This window comes from Bremerella alba, from assembly GCF_013618625.1.
GTDB lineage: Bacteria > Planctomycetota > Planctomycetia > Pirellulales > Pirellulaceae > Bremerella > Bremerella alba.
This window is the reverse complement of sequence record NZ_JABRWO010000007.1, coordinates 126,533-144,363: the sequence shown is the minus strand read 5'-3', so window position 1 is coordinate 144,363 and position 17,831 is coordinate 126,533. Positions and strand designations below refer to the sequence as shown.

The window sequence follows — 17,831 nt, the reverse complement described above, 5'->3', positions numbered from 1 at the left end:
CGCCAATTACCCCATTAGTTCTGTCATTACACGGTGGCTATCGCCGAATTGATCGACCTTGACGTCCATACGTTGCATCATCGTCAGTAGCAAGTTACTCAAATGAGCATCACCATCGACCGGACGCGAGCAGACGTGATAGTGCTTCTTCGACTCTTCCATGTTGTACTGCCCAAGTGTAGGCAGGTTATAGTCGACGTGCGATCCGTGCTTCAGGCCCATCGAGGATCCGCCAGCGAGCACCATCGGTAGGTTGGCATTTCCGTGACTGTGACCATACGCCATGCCGCTACCAAAGAGAACCATCGTGCTGTCGAGCAGGGTTTGGTTCTCTTCCTGATACGATTTCAGCCGATTTAGGAAGTACGAGAATTGCTGAACGAGGAACGTATCGGTTTCCGTTAGGCGACGTAACTGTTCCGGATCGCCGTTGTGATGCGAGAGTTCATGCCGTGATTGAGCGACCCCGATTTCAGGAATCGCCAGCCCGTTGCTTTCGCTGCCGCTCATGCAAGTGATGACACGCGTCATATCGGTACGCAAAGCGAGCACCATCAAGTCGTAGATGGTCCGGTAAAGGTCGCCGGCTTCCGTGTTGGGGATGTTGCGGGTCAGCTTGGCTTTGGTCTCGGCGGCTACCTCAGGCTTGGGAACTTCCAACCAGTCGTAGCTACGCTGCGTGCGAAGTTCGACATCGCGGACGGCATGCAGATATTCGTCGAGCTTGTTACGATCTTCAGTTCCAATCTTTCCTCGGAAACTGGTGGCGTCCTCGAGGATGGCATCGAGCACGCTGCCGCGGCGATTGAGCTTACGCTTGGCGACTTCCATGCCACCCTTTTCTACGCCAAACAGTCGATCAAAGATCGCGCGTGGTCGGCGTTCGGCAGGCAGGGGAATACCATCTCGGGACCAGCCCAACGTACCACCGGTTACGGCCAGTTCAAGCGAAGGGAATCGTGTGTGCTGGGAGGTAACTTCCGCCATCATCTGATCGGCAGAGATCGAGTTCCGGAAGGCACCCCCTTCTTGGCTGATCTTAGCGGAAGTAAGCCAGATTTTATCGCATTCATGAGCCTGGCCGATGCCATTGGGGTGATAGAGCCCGCTGATTGGAGTTATCTGCTGGCGATGCTCCTCAAGCGATTTCATCGGGCCGGTCAGCTCGTAGTCGGCTCCTGCTTTCTGGATTTGCCAGGTGAGTGTGTTAACGCCATTGGGCACATAGATGAAGACCGCACGCTTTGGTTGGGTTGGCCCTTGCTGGGAGGCCGACTTTTCCTCGGCCATTAGTTGGCCCGGAGCCATGCACTGCATTAGTGGCAAGGCCATACTGGCACCCATCCCCCGGAGCACGTGTCGCCGATTGATCTTCCATCGTCGTGAATTGAAGTTGGCCATGGGTCACCGTTTCTGAAAGAGGTCGGACAGGACGAACGTTTCAACTAAGTCACGCACCTGATACTGCTGGGCGCGGCTTTGGGCCGCAATGGCTGCGAGATCATCCCGATCATCGATAGTCATCGTGCGGCGAAGAGAATAGGTCGCGAGTTTTTTAATAAACGTGTTGTTGAAGTCATCGACGTTGGCCAACAGCAACTGACGAAACTCTTTCGGCCCAGCAAACTCACGTCCATCAGGCAGCACGCCGCTTGAATCGACTTTCGGGTTTGCGCCGGTGCCTGATTGAACGATCTCTTCGTCGCGCCATTGGCCGATCGCATTGAAGTTGTCAAACGCCAGGCCAAGGGGGTCGATCTTACGATGACAGGCAGCACAATTGGGATCGTGTTTATGGGCTTCCAACTTCATGCGGATGGTCGCCTTGGGAGAATCAACTGGGTTCGGTTCGATCGGTTCGACATTGGCTGGTGGGGGTGGGGGTGACTTGCCGAAGATCGATTCCATGACCCACACACCACGATGAACGGGACGGTGTCGCGTGCCGTCCGAGGTGAGCGAAAGAATTGCGGCCTGAGTCAACAAACCACCTCGGTGGTCTTCCTTCGCGAGCTTAACGCGTTGAAAATCGTCGCTTTCAATCCCGTCCATTTCATAGTGCATGGCCAGACGCGGATTCACCATAGTCCAGTCAGAATCGAGGAATTCACGAAGGCTGAGATTTCGGTCCAGCACTTCCTGGAAGAAGGCCGTCGTTTCACCTCGCATACTTCGTTCCAGATGAGGATCGTATTCCGGGTAAAGCTTTTGATCGGGAGGGAATACGCCGAGATTGTGCATCTGAAGCCACTGACGTGGAAACTCGACACTAAACTTGGCCGCACGCGGATCGGCCAGCATACGCTCTAATTGCTGCTTAAGAGTCGCTTTGTCCCGAAGTTTTCCGTCGTGGGCCAGCGACATAAGTTCGTCATTTGGCATTGTGCTCCAGAGCATGTACGAAAGTCGGTTGGCAATCTCAAAATCGTTCAGGTTGTCAGTTGGCTTCTCGGAGTTCCCTTCGACCAGAAACAGAAAGTCCTTCGAGCACATCACCGCCAGCATGGCCGTCTTGACGGCATCTTGTAGCTTTGCCCCAGACTCGAGTTCCTGGGCCGCGATGGCCACGTAACGCTGGGTTTCCACAGCGGAAACCGGACGACGGAACGCATCTTCGCAGAATCGTGTGATACTTTGGCGAACCTGATCAAGATTACCATCTTCGGTCGGCATGTACTTGGCTCGGTTGGCCTGGACTTCCTCGGTAACGATAGGCCCTTCCCATTCGATCCAGTCGACGATCAAAAACGGATAGAGGGGGATGCCCTCTTCGTCGGTCAGCTTAATTTGCCAAGGAATACGGCCTTGCTTAAGACTGAAAAACGGAACAGCTCCAGAGCGACCTGACCGCGGCAAATTCGAGGGGCCAGGGACATCGTTCGTCACTGCAAAGCTTGTGGCACCAGGTGGCAGATGGCATGTGAACTGGACGATCGTGGGTTCCTCTTCAGGAGCGAGAATGTCTTGCTCGAACAACAGGCGATCGATCTTCTCGGCATAGAATGTCAGGTGAGGTGCGCGACCTCCAGGCGGTTTCATGCCACTGACTTGCATACGAACTTTGAAGTAGCCACCGTTTTTGACCATCGCACTGCCAGGGCCAGGCCGACCGCCACGCAGTTGATGCCCTGGCCACATGTCGACGCGTACTTTATCGGCTAGGCCTTGCTCTTCGAGTTGTTTGCGTTTCTCAGAACTTGGTCCACCGCGAAGATCGAGAGCCGTCTTTCGCACAATTGTCGTTTCGATCGGTTTATCGGGATAGGCTTCGTCCAGAATCGCTTCGGCGGCTGCGTAGTACTTTTCGACATGGGAAGCGGAAAGCGAGAGAACCGAGCCGATGCGCTCGAAGCCGTGGTACTCGGCGTCCTCATTCAGTCCGCCTGGATCCGCCACGCCATACCGAACACCTAACAGATCTTCGACCGTATTGGCATATTCGACGCGGCTCAGGCGGTGAAACGAAACAGGTTCCCGCTTGGCCAATCGAGCCGAGCGGCCTTCGTCAATGCGGGCAGCCAACCACTCGACGACCACGGCACCTTGTTCCGCGGTAGGGCGATCGGGCTCGTCTTCCGGAGGCATCTCGCCATTGTTGATTTTTTCGATGACTTCCCGCCAACGCTTCGCCGAGCCTGCCGCACCGACATCTTCCGACAAGGTATCGACTCGGAAGTCTCCGTCTTGTGTCTCAGGGCCATGGCACCGGACGCAATGCTTCTGCACGAACGGCCCAATTTCTTCAGAGAATGGCCGATGTGCCGGTTCGGCGAGTCCTAAAGTAGGTATGCACAAACCAAGAAGCAGGGTCGAGGGAATAAGATGAGCTAGCAGTCGGGGCATCATCGCTTGGCTGGGTGAGGTCAGAAGGTAGGTCAGGGGGGCACGAGCCTTATTTGGGCGGGATGTCTTATATTAGATCGGCTTTTACGGATAGGTCAATTGAAAAAGATGCCAGAGAGCCGTTTTTACCTTGCAGATGACATTAATGCGCAAACTCAGAAATTTGACGTGATCATCAAGAATGGTCAGAATAGGGCTCACCTGCATTGAACATGCTTGCGAGCGTGTCCTTCCCACACAATTCTCATCTTCCTAATACGGAGCTTGCCATGACGTTGGTCAATCGTCGAACCTTTCTGCAGTCGAGTGCCGCCGGAGCGGGTCTCATTCTTACCGGAACGGCTGCCTCAGGGGCCGTTCAGGGAGCGAACGATCGAGTACGAATCGCCGTCGCCGGGTTGAACGGTCGTGGCAAGAGTCACATCGACGGATGGTTCGGCCAAGATAATGTCGAAATCGCTTATCTCATCGATCCTGATGAAAAAGTCCTTGCCCGCACGGTGAAAGCCGTTCAAGAGAGAGCCAACGGCAAGTTCAAAGTGAAAGGTGTTCGCGATGTCCGCGAAGCACTCGACGATCCGAACTTGGACGCCATTTCTGTCGCGACGCCCAACCACTGGCACTCGCTTATCACGATTTGGGCTGCCCAAGCTGGCAAGCACGTCTACGTGGAAAAGCCCATGAGCCACGATGTCGCGGAAGGTCGGGTCGCTGTCGAAGCCCAGAAGAAGTATGGCGTTGTGGTTCAGCACGGTACGCAGCGACGAAGTGATGCAGGAATAGCCGGATTGCACGAAGCCATTCAGGCAGGCAAGTGGGGCAAACTAAAGATTGCTTACGGTTACTGTTGCAAGCCACGTGGTGGAATTGGTTTCGACTCGGTATCGCAGCCTCCTGAAAACTTGGATTGGAATCTATGGCAGGGGCCTGCCGTCATCGAGGATTACCATGCCAACTATCATCCGTACGACTGGCACTGGTTCTGGAAGACTGGCAACGGCGACTTGAATAATCAGGGAACGCACCAGTTGGATGTTGCCCGGTGGGCCATCGATAAAGATCAGACGCACCCTGTTCGTGCGATGGCCATTGGCGGTCGTTTCAAATGGGATGACCAAGGCGAAACACCCAATACGATGTTTGCCATGGCCGAGTATCCCAACGGCCAGTACGTGTACTTCAATGTCCGCAATGTGAACTACGACAAGTATGAACGTCAGGTCGAAAACGAATACTACTTCGAGGACGGCGGACGTATCGTTCGTGGCCTTTACTATCCGAAGGGAAGTGACAAAGGCGAAAAAGTGAAGGTCGGTCGTGGCGATGTCACACCTGGCGGCAACTGGGGTAGCTTTATCTCCGCCGTTCGCGCCAACGACCCCAGCATGGCCAACGGAAACGTGGACGATGCCCACTATGCTTGCGTGCTTGGGCATTTGATGAACAATTCGTACCGCTTGGGCGAAGAAGTCCCCTTCAACGCTAAAGCAGGCAAGTTCGGCGATAACCAAGATGCTGCTGAACACTTCGGCCGACTGCATGAGGTCATGGACAAAGGGGTCGGCGTCAAAGACAGCGAGAAGTACACCGTTGGTCCAATGCTGACATTTGACCCAGAAACGGAACTCCACACCGGCGACCATGCTGAAGACGCCAACGAGCTTCTTAAGGATCCTAATCGCAAGGGATTCGAGATTCCCGAGGCCGCGAAGGTATAAGTCGGTTGAGGATCTCAATCAATTGAAAAGCATGAAACGCCGAAGTTAACCTTCGGCGTTTCTTTTTGTAGGTTGCTAGCCATTTCTCTCTGCGAAGGGTTGTCCTGGAATCGAAATCCTACCCAGGTGAGATATGCTGACATGTGATGGTCGGTGAACACAAAAAAAGTGCCTGCTGCGTATGGCACGCGGCAGGCACTTGATGGATCGAGTCATTGTCTTCGAAGCGATTACTTGTCTTGGAAGAGCTTGTCCTCTTCTTTGCCACCCGCCAGAACGAACGCAGCAAGATCGTAAATCTCTTCCTCGGTCAGCCAGTTCAACATACCGCCTGGCATAATCGTGGAAGCCGTGTTGGATCGCTCCTCGATATCTTCTTTCATGATCGTGACTGGCTTGTCAGGTTGTTCTGGATCCGTAATCAACACCAGGCGATCAGGGCGATCAGCGATCGCCATGCCGGAGATAACCTTACCGTCGATCGTCAGAATCGTTTGCATCTGGTATTTATCGTCGATCTTTTTAGCGGGATCAGCGATTGATTCCAGAATATGGGCGGCAGTTGCCTTATCCGTTCCTAGACGGGTCAGGTCAGGCCCGAAGTTGCCACCCTTGTCGTTGATCTGATGACACTGAGCACAGCCGAGGCGATTGAAGTAAACCTGGCCGACGACGAAGTTACGCTTGCTTGCGTCAACCTTTTTCGGATCCAGGTCTTCGTTCTTCCACTGTTTAACGAACTTGGGAACCCAGCTGTCGCCGGTAGATTCGATCGGCTTACGACCATCTTCCAGAGGATACTTAGCCATCAGGTCGTTGACGTGCCAGAAGTTGGCGTCACCGCGGTCAATCGCTCGGATCTTGGCGACTTGGGACGGAGTAATCGGTTTGGCACGATTCGACCAGGAATTGCGGACATAGGTCAGCACGGCCGCAACTTCCTCGTCATTCAAAAGCTGTCGGAAGCCAGTCATCGGTGGTAATGGAGGACTGCTGTAAGTCTTCCCTTTCACCTCGATGGTGCCGTGCATTCCATCCAGAGCCAGGGCGATCAGGCGATCTTCCGATCCGGTTGTCCAAAGGCTTCCGTCGATCGGAGGATAAAGATTCGGAAGGCCTTGGCCGTGCGGCTGATGGCAGGTAGAGCAGTGGCTCTCGCGTAGGAAAATCTCTTTTCCCATTGCCATCATTTTGGGATCGGCGGTTACAGGAATGCTGTTTCGCAGATCAACGAGTTGTCGATTGAGCGAACCACTGTTTGGGGCCACGCTCTTGGCGACAAGGGCTTCCCCGAGAGCAAGTACCTTGGCGTACTGCTTGGATTGTCGTTGGACTGGCGAGGCCTTGTCGGCTTGAATCAAAAGAGTAACCAACACTTTCGATTGATCTTCAGGCGAAAGTTTCTCGGCAACCGCACTAGGAGCAAAACTAGTCAATGCTTCTAAGCTGGCGGCCGTTAGCTCATCAGACTGCGATAGCTTGGCGAAGTCAGCAATCTTTTCGTCCTGGTGTCCTGGCCATGCCGTGATGGCTTGAATGGCGGCAACGCGAAGATCGGCTTGGCCCGCCGCACGAAGCGCGGAAGTGGGAATCACTTGCTTCTTGATGCCAGGAGCTTCCCACATCACCCGAAGCCCGTCCCCGCCACCATTGTCGAAGTAGGTCACGACAATCTCGTGAGGTCCGGCCGTCAGAGTGACCTTGCCACTTTTTTCGGACATACCGTGCAGACCGTCGTTGTTGATCAGCATTTTGCCGTTGATGTACAAACGCGAGCCGTCATCAGAGACAATGTAGAACTTGTAGTCGCCTGCCACAGGAGCAATGATCGAAGCCGTTTGCTTAGTAGCAAACGAATCTTTTCGTCCCTTGGAAACATACTTGTTAAAGTTGTCCATGCGGCCAGAGAACTTCGGCTTCTTCGCATTGAGCGTTTCAATGGCTACGTTCTTGGCCGGGTTGGGTTCGTAATAGTCGAATGCAACGGCAGGTCCGTCGCCGGCAATGGAGCCGCTTTCAGGTCGAAAAGACGCAGGCAACTCGAACATGAGCGGACGGATCTTGGCGTACAGCGGAGTTGCTTCAGCTGAGTTGCTGAGCGAGCGAGCTGTCTGTAACAGGTCTGCCATCTGGGCAGGCGACTGAGAGGCATGCTCCCAAGCTGCTTCGGCGGCCCCGCTTTGAATCCAGCTGGCATAAGCAGCCCGACGAACCACTGGCGATGTGGTTGTCGAGGCCAGTTTTTCTAGTAAGTCCTGTGACTTGATGAGGTCGGCCTGATTCGCTTTTGGAAGCATGTTTGCCAGGTCGAACAAACTAGGTAGATTTTTGCTTTCCGCGGTAGTAACCCACGCAACCAGCTCACCCATCGAGGAGCGATTGTTCTTGGCAGCCAAAACGGAAATCGCTTCTTCTCGATACTTAGCCCCAATTCCGCTGCGACTAAGAATCGCCCTGTAAACCTCGTCGGTGCGATCGAGTTTCAACAGTAGATCGGAGCTGGCTTTTTCCAAGGCATAGGTGGTCGCTGCTGGTGAAAGCTTATGACCCGAGCGGATCGCTTCGGCGATCATTTTATCGACGTCAATCTGGCTTTGGGCATACTGCAAGAGCCGCGATAGTTCCGGATCCATCTCTTGGGATGCAGCCAGGAAGACGGCTTCGGCAGCAGCTGGCCCGGTGAACGCGACAGCCGATTTGATCGCCTCGGCACGAACCAGCGGCGAAGGATCGCTCGCGGCGGCAACTAAGATGGGCTCCCAGCCATCGACGGAGTCGGACCAATGACCGAGCGTACGGATAGCAGCCGCACGAACACGCGGTTCATTGGCCTGAAATACCGTTTTAACCAGGTCGATGTTCGAGAATCCATGCCCTTCCAAAGTCCACAAACACTCAAGCATTGCTTGAGCGTCTTCTGGATCGTGAACGTCTTTTTCGGATACGAAGTTTTCAATGGCGGTTTGCACTTCTTCGGAATCGCGACCGCTCAGTTCGATGCGTGCACGATAGCGAGTCGCGTTTTCCTTCGCGTGAAATGCGGCAAGGACTTCCGGAAGTGGCTTGTCCTTGAGACGAACGGGTTCGATCAACGGGCGGTCCTTCGCCGTGACGCGAAAAATACGACCATGCTGATGATCACGGTTGGGGTCACGCATATTGTGCTGCATGTGACCAATCAAGGCGTTTGCCCAGTCGGCAACGTACAGAGCGCCATCGGAACCGATTTCCACGTCACTAGGGCGGAAGTTGGGGTCGGAAGACACGAGGATGGGATCGACTTCTGTTGCTCGAATATCGGCTCCGTTGTATTCAATCTTGTGATTTAAGACGCCCAGAAAACCGATGCAGTTACAGATAAGAAAGTTGCCCTGCATCTCCTCTGGAAAGTGACTGCTGCCCAGAATACCGGTAGCAGCGACGGGGCGTACGCGTTTGTCGAACCATTGCTTGTTGCTAATCCCCTTGCCAATATCGACGTAGGAACCGGTACCGGAGGTTCCGTCGTTTGCGAACTGATAACCCCATTGATCGATGACGTCACCGTGTGGATTCGGACCGATCGGGAAATGGAATTCCATCTCGAAGGTCCGCGGATTAAAGCGATGTACGCCGCTTTTGGTCGAACGATAGGTTTGCGTTGGCGTTTCCATGGTGGCGACATTGAAGATCCCTCGCGACCAATAGATCCAACCGTCAGGACCAAACACCATGGCATTGGCCGAGTGATGAGAGTCAGCACTGGAAAGACCCTGCAAGAGACGAACCTTAACGTCCGCTTTCATATCCCCGTCGGTATCCTTCAGGAACCACAACTCCGGTAGCGAGGCAACAATCATTCCGCCCCCCCAGAATTCAAAGCCGGTCACACTATTCAACCCATCGGCGAAGGTCACACAGCGATCTGCGACGCCATCTCCATTGTCATCTGGTAGGCAGAGGATACGGTCCCGGCGGGGCTCGGTTGGGTTCCAGTGGGGATAGCTCGGCCAGACCGACGCATACAAGTGGCCGTTAGGATCCACAGCTAGTTGAACCGGGTTGATCAATTCCGGGAACATCTCTTCGGATGCAAAGACGTTGGCTTGCAAGTCTTTGTGCATCTCCAGCTTCTTCAGGCCCTCTTCGGCGGTGTTATACGAAAAACGTCCGTCGGACAGGTCACCTTCGCGGTTCGATTTAACGACTAATTCTTCCGGAATATTGTCGTCCTTAACTTCCAGGTCACCCCCTTGGGCTACCGCCCACACGCGTTTATCGCGGTTGGCGGTCATCACGTCGAAGATCTCCATCTCGCGGAGCATGACGTCTGCATTCGATTGCCCAAACCAGGCCAGCTTGGAACGACCGCCGAACACGTTATATCCGTCGACAACACGATAACGACTAAACCAATAGTAATTCTTCTCAAGGATTGCTTCGCGTAGCTTAGCGATCTCGTCTGAGTTAGCATCCGGCACACCCTTGCCGAACAACTCGGTAGTGATCACCTCGGCAATCGCTCGGTTACCGTGATCCAGCAGGTGAATGCCGTTCATCGTGAGCGGCTTTTCTGCATTGGAGTACAGTTTTTGCGACGGGGTAAAGAGATCTACAAACAAAACTTCTTTGGCCTGACACACTTCACGCATGGCGTCGGTATAGAGCTTCAAGTTCGGATTGTTCTGCGAGCCATCGGGCAGATGTCGGCTATATAGGTTTTCGTGGGCGATCGGCGAGAACATGACGATCTTCGGGGCCGACTTGCCGTTGTATTTTTGGGAACGCATCCCATCAATGACTTCGGCCAGATCCTTCTTGAAGCCGTCTACTGATTGCGGGCCCTTGAGGGCCTCGTTGTAGCCGAAGAACGCGAACACGACATCCGTTTTGCTTTTCGCGAGCCACTCGTCTGGACTGCCAAAGTTGTCTTCACGCGGCCGAAGCTTCAACTCGTCGCCTGGGAAGGCCAAGTTACGAAACGTCAGGTTCAATTCCGGATGGGTCGCCTGAATGTAGGTTTCTAGCCAGCCGTGATGTTGCATGCGATCGGCTGTCGTGTTGCCGATGATGGAGATGCGATCTCCTTTTTCAAGTGGCAACGTCTGGGCATGACCTTGCCCCGACCAGCACAGGCCAAGACAAACTACAAGTGAAAGGATTGTTTTACGCATGGGATCCTAATTATCGAAGGCTTTGATTACGGTTCTGAGGGGGGAGGTTTCGAGTAGGTGGGATCAAGGGAAAAGCGCGAGTCTATACTAACTATAGGCTCTGGGCACGACTAGGTATTGCTAGATTTCGTGCATCGTTGTTTTCAGGAAATCTTGGGATGGTGAGCGAAACAGGTTTAATAACTATTGAAAGTTACTTCCGGCCTCGTAGGCTTCGCGAATCTCAGTGACTGAAAGGATACGACTAAACAAAGCAATTTCGTCGATACGGCCTCGCAGGTCACGGCTGTAAACGACCTGGCCCGAGCGATTGGTATGGCCCCAGGCCCCGATCGTACTAGGACCATAATGAATAGGAATAGTGGACGTCCACTTCTGTCGGCCTACTTCTTTTCCGTTGATGTAATATACGGACTGCTTTGCTTGTGAATCAATTTGGGCAGCAACATGCGTCCAATGATTTCGAGGAAGGGTTTGCTTGCTCGTGAGATCGTATTGGCTGGAAAGGCCCATCCGCAGAGACCCTCCCCGCGTCAGGTTCCAATGGTGCTGGCCAGGTACATAACCGATTGTGTTAAACACCGTCTGCAAAGCAAAGTCATAGCGATTGATTTGGACCCAGCCCATGATGGTAATCTGGTCATACTTTCCTGGTATGTTCAGGTCGATGCGGTCTCCGGTGTTCTCGAAGAGCATCGCTCCTTTTTCGGGCCAACGCCCCGTTGCCCAAATACCACTGGTGAGTTGCCCGTTGTCGACGATTCCGGTCGTAGCCCGATTGATGACTTCTGTGCTCTGGCGAGAGACGGTCTCGAAGTCGAAGTAGAACAACGCCGAGGGGTCTTGGCGGAGCTTCAAGCTATGGTCGAGCCACCGCTTGTAGCCAATCGACATGCTGGTCGCGAAAGCACGATCGTCAGGGGTGATCGAGTGGCGTTTGGTGTTAGTGGCCCAGGCAAGTGCGGAGTTTTCAGTGAGAAGCTCCGGTGGCAAGTTCTTCTCGTGAAGGCGTACCTCTCCGGCAAACACATGCAGTTCCTGGTTTTGCTCGTCGTTGACTACTACGCCGAATTCCGTTCCCAGATCTTCAACCACCATCGTGGATGTCTCGATTACGAACCCGTGCCCTGACTCAGGTACAATGGCACGAGCACGTCCATGATCGAGTTGCATCCGCATTGGGTCGATGATCGAGAAGTTGGCAGGGCTTTCAAGCGAGACAGCCACGCCGTTCTGAAAAATTAGCGTGACTTCTCCCTCGGTCAAACGATATTCACCTTTTGGGAACTCGCTCCCTTCAGGGGCAAAGCCGAGCTCAAAGCGATGATTATGTCCGACATCTAGTTGAGCGATTGTCGTAACCGAAACAGATGCCGGCAAAGGACTTGTATCCGTGGCAACCGGACCTGGTATTTGCTGAGGATTCGCCGGCCGATTGATGTAGCCTAAGAAGCCGACGAGTAATAGAGTGGCCGCAATAGCGAGAATCCATTTCGGCCAGGCATCTCCCTGCGACGAAGTCGATGCACTCGTTACCGGGGAGAACTCTGCACCGCTCGATTCAAATCGCAATTCCGCATCAATGAATGCGGCACCGCGAAAACGGTCGCGTACGCTGCGGTTTTCCTGTAACGCGCGAACGAGCGCTGTCTGCTCGGTTTCTGAGAGGGACTGTGGGTCGAGAAAGTATCGCTCGATCAACTCATCGGTTTGCTTGGACGGTTCGCTGCTCATGAAGTGGTTCCCAGTTGCATCCGAACACAGTCGTGCAATTTTGTACGTAGCCGTCCCAGTCGCTTGTATAAACTGTTGGCCGTTTTTCCGGCGGCTTCGGCCATTTCTTTGACTGCTTCTTCGCGTGTATAAGGGGCCAGCAGCAACTTTTGATGTTCTGGGGAGAATCTTCCCAAACATGCCCGGATTGCCGTTCGTTGCTCTTGGACGTAGTCGGAAGTCTCGTCCTTTGCTTCGATGGCGATGAGCGCTACCAAGTCATCGTCCAGCAATAAGCGGTCGCGGCTACAACTACGGCGGTACTTCAACACCTCGAACCGCAACACCATGCGAGCCCAGGGTATGAATTCGTCGTCGGCTTGAAGTTGATCGATCTTCCTCCACATCACCAGACTGGCTTCCTGCAGGACATCGTCCACGGCATTCCAATCCGGCAGTGACGCCCTGGCAATTGCTGCCAGTTCTCGTTCGTGCTTCAGGAATAGAGTGAGAAATCGATCTTTTTCCACGATGGAACCACATTCACGGTGTTTTCGCTCAACCTACATACTCCCTGGTGGAAGCATACCTGCCGGAAATTCTTTGAAAAAACGATTCTACGAAATTGCGCGGCAGGTTATTGGCAAATCGGGAGTATGATAGGCAGACCTACCATGATTTCCCATCAAATCCCAGGCAAGAAGCTCTATGTTCAGTTTACGGTATTTTGGGCGAAAGTTGATTGAATCTCTGGGATTACTCACCGTTCTGGTGATTTCCGGAATATGCCAAGCTGAAGAGAAGATCGATTTTCGCAGCCAAGTGCAACCGATCCTCTCGGACCGTTGCTTCCATTGCCATGGGCCAGACGCGAAGAACCAGGAGTCTGCGTTCCGTTTAGATAACCAAGAGAACCTGCTGGCAGACCTCGGGGGGTACGCGGCTGTTGTGCCTGGGGATTTAGAAGCCAGCGAACTACATGCACGAATTCAAAGCGATGATGAGTTCTCGAAAATGCCTCCGCCGGACAGTAATCGCACCCTGTCCGAAGAGGAGAAACGAATTCTGGATCTGTGGATTCAGCAAGGAGCCGAGTACCAGCGGCATTGGGCTTTCGAGATCCCACACCGCGCAGCAGTGCCAAACGAAGCCATCGAGTCGGCTCCTTGGCCTGAAGCAACCAAGGCTCACTGGTCGACCAATCCGATCGATGCGTTCATCGCGCGGCGACTCGTTGCTGAAGGGCTTTCGCCATCCCCTGAAGCAGACCCTGCGACACGCCTGCGTCGTGCATCGCTCACTCTGACAGGGCTGTTGCCGCCTAGTGAAGTTCAGGAAAAGTTTCTCGCCGATCCGAGCGATTCTGCCTATGCCGAAGCTATCGACACATTAACTGATTCGATGGCCTATGCCGAGCACCAATCGCTGCGTTGGTTGGACGCCGCACGGTATGCGGACACGGACGGGTATCAGAACGACAACGAACGGACCAACTGGCCATGGCGCGACTGGGTGATTCAGGCCATGCACCAGAACATGCCGTTCGACCAGTTCACGATCGAGCAGTTGGCTGGCGATATGTTGCCCAATGCTACCGACTCGCAGCGGCTGGCGACCGCTTTTAACCGTAATCACCGCCAGAATGCCGAAGGTGGCGCGTTGGCCGAAGAGTTTCTCGTAGAGAACGTCATCGATCGCGTCGAGACGACCTCCACCGTTTGGCTAGGGCTCACCATGGGATGTGCGCGTTGCCACGATCATAAGTACGATCCTTTAAGCCAACGCGAGTTCTATCAATTCTACGGATACTTCAACAACATCGGCGAACGCGGGATCGGGCGCGGGATTGCCGCTGACCCGACGATGAAAGCAAGCTCACCCTTGGCAAAAGTCACGCCGGCTACGCTTACCAGCTATGACGAAGCGAAGAAAGCAATGGAAACCGCCCAGGCCGGAATACCTGATCGTCTGCAGCGTTGGCTTCGCGATTACCAGGTTTCACCAGAGATTGACACCATTGCCTGGGTTCAAGCCACGCTTGAAGAGGCACAACTCGAAGGTGACGGGGACCTACGCATCGAAGAAGACAATACCGTTCGATACTCTAGCGGAAACAAGGCGTCCGAGATTACTTATCGCATCACGGTTCAGCCGCAGCAGAAGCAGCTTACCGCGTTGCAATTACGGGCACTTCCGGATGATGTATTCGCCAAGCCACGTCAACTCGCCCCCAGCGTGAATGGGAACTTCGTTCTGACGAGCTTGGCCGTGCTTCAGCATGGAGAACCGATTGCCTTGCAATCGGCGACGGCATCGTTTGAGCAAGATGGCTACCCGGTAAAGAATGTATTGGATAACAAGCCGAATACCGGTTGGGCGGTGTTCGGGCCTGACGTGAAACCAGAGTCGGTGACCGCCGACGTTCGATTTGCCGAGCCCATTGCCCTCAAGAGTGAAGAGAAGCTCATCATCGAATTGAAATTTGAGAGTCAGTTTTCCAATCACGCGATTGGAAAATCAATGCTCTCATTCTCTGACCATGCCAACGCGGGGAAGATCTCCCAGCCGGGGCTAACGGAGGAAGTGAAAGATGCCCTGACGAAATCCGCAAATGAGCGAAAACCAAAAGACTTAGATGTCATTGGTAAGTATTACGAATCAATTGATGAGCCCTTGGCGAAGGCACAGCTTCGGCTGAAAAAAGCAGAGCAGCAGTTTCGTCGCGAGGCGGGGCCCGAGGTTAGCGTCATGGTCATGCGTGAGCGGCAAGGAAAGGACGAGCCGATCTACTTGCTCAATCGTGGGCAATATAATGAACCGGTTAAAGAGGAAGCACTAAAACGAGCTGTGCCTGCCGAGCTAGTGACCGGCCAGTCTTCGTTTCAGCCAGCGAATCGATTGGAATTGGCCCGGTGGTTGGTTTCCCGCGATAACCCTTTGACCGCCCGGGTGATCGTGAATCGCTTGTGGCAAGATCACTTTGGTGTTGGCCTGGTAAAAACGGTCGACGATTTTGGGCTACAAGGAGAAGTACCCAGTCACCCCGAACTGCTCGATTGGTTGGCGGTCGAGTTCATGGACTCTGGCTGGGATATGAAAGCCATGCACCGCTTGATCGTAACCAGTGCCACCTATCGCCAATCTTCGGTTCATCGGGTTGAACTGAAGCAACGCGATCCGGAAAACCGCCTGGTCGCACGCGGACCTCGTTACCGTGCCGATGGTTACTCGATTCGTGATGTGGCTTTGCAGGCCAGCGGGCTGCTTACCTCGAAAGTCGGCGGGCCGTCTGTGAAACCGTACCAGCCAGCAGGACTCTGGTCGACCGTCGCTTCCAGTGCTGGTATCCGGTACAAGCAGGACGCAGGGGAAGGTCTGTATCGCAAGAGCATGTACACCTATTGGAAACGGGCCGTCAATCCGCCACGGCAAACGATCTTTGATGCGGGAAGCCGGGAAGTTTGCACCGTTCGTGCGACACGTACTAACACGCCGCTTCAGGCGTTGGTATTGATGAATGATAAGACGTTTCTCGAAAGTGCCCGGCATCTTGCGAAACGATCGCTACAAGAGGAAGCGGCAGATGACCGTGACCGAGTTGCCAGGATGTACCGCCTGGCGATCGCTCGTGCAGCGGACGAAGAAACGATTGGCATCCTGCTAGAGAACTTGCAGTTTTTCCGCAAGCACTTTGCTCAATCGCCGGAAGAGGCCAAGAGGTTACTGGCAGTCGGCCAATCGCCGGTTGACACTTCGTTTGACCATGTCGAACACGCCGCACTGACAGGCGTGGCGCACTTGATTTTGAACTTGGACGAATTCGTGACGATCGAATAGTTCTAAGTACCTCCTTAATTTCAACGTGACGAGTTCACGGAGTGATGAAATATGAATCCATTGAACGATGCAAACCAGCATCGGATGATGCTGACCCGCCGGCATTTTTTTGGCAGATCGGCCTCCGGTATCGGGGTGGCGGCTCTTGCTTCGATGTTGGGTAAGGATGCCTTTGGCGAGCCGGCTACGTCCGCAGATGCTGCCCCTCGTGGTGCGCTAAAATCGTTTCATAAACCACCCAAAGCGAAGCGTGTCATCTACTTGTTTCAAAGTGGGGCACCGTCGCAGCAAGAGCTTTTCGATCCGAAACCAGCTTTGCGAGAAAACGAAGGCAAAGAACTAGCTGACTTTGTCGAGATGACACAGCGGGTCACGGGTATGACGGCGGGGCAGAAGTCGTTCCCGCTGGCCGGATCGCGGTATAAATTTACCAAGAACGGCAAGTCCGGCATCGAGATCGGGAGCGAGCTAATCCCTCATATCGCTTCACTGGCAGACGATATGTGTCTAATTCGCTCGATGCAAACCGAAGCGATCAACCATGATCCGGCAATGACCTTCTTTCAGTCGGGGCATCAATTGCCTGGCCGCCCGAGTTTTGGGTCGTGGCTCCATTATGGCCTGGGGGCGATGAACCAGAACTTGCCCACATTTATCACCATGGTCTCTCGCGGCACCGGTCGGCCGAACTGTCAGCCACTTTACGATCGCCTGTGGGGAAGCGGATTTCTGCCATCGACCTACAGTGGCGTGAAGCTGATGAGTGTGGGAGACCCCGTCCTTTACCTAAGCAATCCAGATGGTTTCGATCCTACGGCTCGCCGCCGAATGTTGGACGACCTGGCCAAGCTGAATCAGAAGAAGCTGGAAGAGTTCGGCGATCCTGAGATTCATACGCGAATCCAGCAGTATGAACTGGCTTACCGGATGCAAACATCGGTGCCTGACTTGACCGATTTCTCAGACGAACCCCAGCACGTGCTCGATGCCTACGGGCCAGATGTCACCAAGCGTGGGACGTATGCCTATAACTGTCTGTTGGCCCGTCGTCTGGCCGAGCGAGACGTTCGCTTCGTTCAATTGTTTCACATGGGCTGGGACCAGCACTTCACGCTTCCCAAGCAGTTGCCGGGGCAATGTCTTGATACGGATCAGCCAACCAAAGCCCTGGTCAACGACCTGAAGCAACGGGGCATGTTGGACGATACGCTGGTTGTCTGGGGAGGTGAATTCGGTCGAACTTCTTACTGCCAGGGAACGCTGAACGCTCAAACCTACGGGCGAGATCATCATCCCCGCTGTTTTTCGCTGTGGATGACCGGGGCTGGTATCAAACGCGGGTTCACCTACGGGAAAACAGACGACGTGTGCTATAACGTCGTCGAGAACCCCATGCATGTGCACGATCTTCATGCCACGATGCTGCATCTGTTGGGGATCGATCACGAAAAGCTGACCTATCGTTTCCAAGGTCGCTACTTTCGTCTGACCGACGTACATGGTCACGTCGTGAACGACATCTTGGCCTAGCAGTGGTTTGCCAAGTCGAATTCGCTCGCTTCCGCGT

8 protein-coding genes are annotated in these 17,831 nt (G+C 54.0%); 3 read left to right on the top strand and 5 right to left on the bottom strand.

Translation table 11 applies throughout. From position 1 onward, the window contains the following. Positions 1-6: 6 nt before the first annotated feature. Together HOV93_RS13275 and HOV93_RS13270 are read right to left on the bottom strand one after the other, a co-directional pair. Entirely contained in the window at positions 7-1,401 is a 1,395-nt protein-coding gene (locus HOV93_RS13275; protein WP_207396991.1) for a DUF1552 domain-containing protein, read from the bottom strand. Positions 1,402-1,404: 3 nt separating this feature from the next. Beyond that, on the bottom strand, positions 1,405-3,726 hold the full coding sequence (locus tag HOV93_RS13270) for a DUF1592 domain-containing protein (protein WP_315853406.1): 2,322 nt from the start codon (positions 3,724-3,726) through the stop codon (positions 1,405-1,407). Between the two features lie 386 nt (positions 3,727-4,112). Here HOV93_RS13270 and HOV93_RS13265 point away from each other — a divergent pair, with 386 nt between their 5' ends. Further along, positions 4,113-5,561, top strand: coding sequence for a Gfo/Idh/MocA family protein (locus tag HOV93_RS13265; RefSeq protein ID WP_207396990.1), 1,449 nt, complete (start codon positions 4,113-4,115; stop codon positions 5,559-5,561). Between the two features lie 230 nt (positions 5,562-5,791). On the opposite strand, the gene HOV93_RS13260 is transcribed toward HOV93_RS13265, so the two are convergent. The 3 genes from HOV93_RS13260 to HOV93_RS13250 all read right to left on the bottom strand — a co-directional run bounded on the left by HOV93_RS13260 (position 5,792) and on the right by HOV93_RS13250 (position 12,957). Then, positions 5,792-10,714 (bottom strand): DUF7133 domain-containing protein, encoded by a 4,923-nt coding sequence (locus tag HOV93_RS13260; RefSeq protein WP_207396989.1) that lies wholly within the window; start codon positions 10,712-10,714, stop codon positions 5,792-5,794. Between the two features lie 183 nt (positions 10,715-10,897). Continuing rightward, positions 10,898-12,448, bottom strand: coding sequence for a LamG-like jellyroll fold domain-containing protein (locus HOV93_RS13255; RefSeq protein WP_207396988.1), 1,551 nt, complete (start codon positions 12,446-12,448; stop codon positions 10,898-10,900). Further along, complete coding sequence (locus HOV93_RS13250) at positions 12,445-12,957, bottom strand: sigma-70 family RNA polymerase sigma factor (protein WP_207396987.1); 513 nt, start codon at positions 12,955-12,957, stop codon at positions 12,445-12,447. Before HOV93_RS13250 ends, HOV93_RS13255 begins: the two co-directional genes overlap by 4 nt. A gap of 178 nt (positions 12,958-13,135) precedes the next feature. Between HOV93_RS13250 and HOV93_RS13245 the strand changes: the two genes are divergently transcribed. Further along, entirely contained in the window at positions 13,136-16,264 is a 3,129-nt protein-coding gene (locus HOV93_RS13245) for a PSD1 and planctomycete cytochrome C domain-containing protein (protein ID WP_207396986.1), read from the top strand. Positions 16,265-16,315: 51 nt separating this feature from the next. Beyond that, positions 16,316-17,794, top strand: coding sequence for a DUF1501 domain-containing protein (locus HOV93_RS13240; RefSeq protein WP_207396985.1), 1,479 nt, complete (start codon positions 16,316-16,318; stop codon positions 17,792-17,794). The last annotated feature ends 37 nt before the right edge of the window (positions 17,795-17,831 follow it).

Bases quoted from the DNA above. Each gene is read 5' to 3' on its own strand.
- HOV93_RS13275 (WP_207396991.1), bottom strand. From the start codon at position 1,401: ATGGCCAACTTCAATTCACGACGATGGAAGATCAATCGGCGACACGTG.
- HOV93_RS13265 (WP_207396990.1), top strand. From the start codon at position 4,113: ATGACGTTGGTCAATCGTCGAACCTTTCTGCAGTCGAGTGCCGCCGGA.
- HOV93_RS13260 (WP_207396989.1), bottom strand. From the start codon at position 10,714: ATGCGTAAAACAATCCTTTCACTTGTAGTTTGTCTTGGCCTGTGCTGG.
- HOV93_RS13255 (WP_207396988.1), bottom strand. From the start codon at position 12,448: ATGAGCAGCGAACCGTCCAAGCAAACCGATGAGTTGATCGAGCGATAC.
- HOV93_RS13245 (WP_207396986.1), top strand. From the start codon at position 13,136: ATGTTCAGTTTACGGTATTTTGGGCGAAAGTTGATTGAATCTCTGGGA.
- HOV93_RS13240 (WP_207396985.1), top strand. From the start codon at position 16,316: ATGAATCCATTGAACGATGCAAACCAGCATCGGATGATGCTGACCCGC.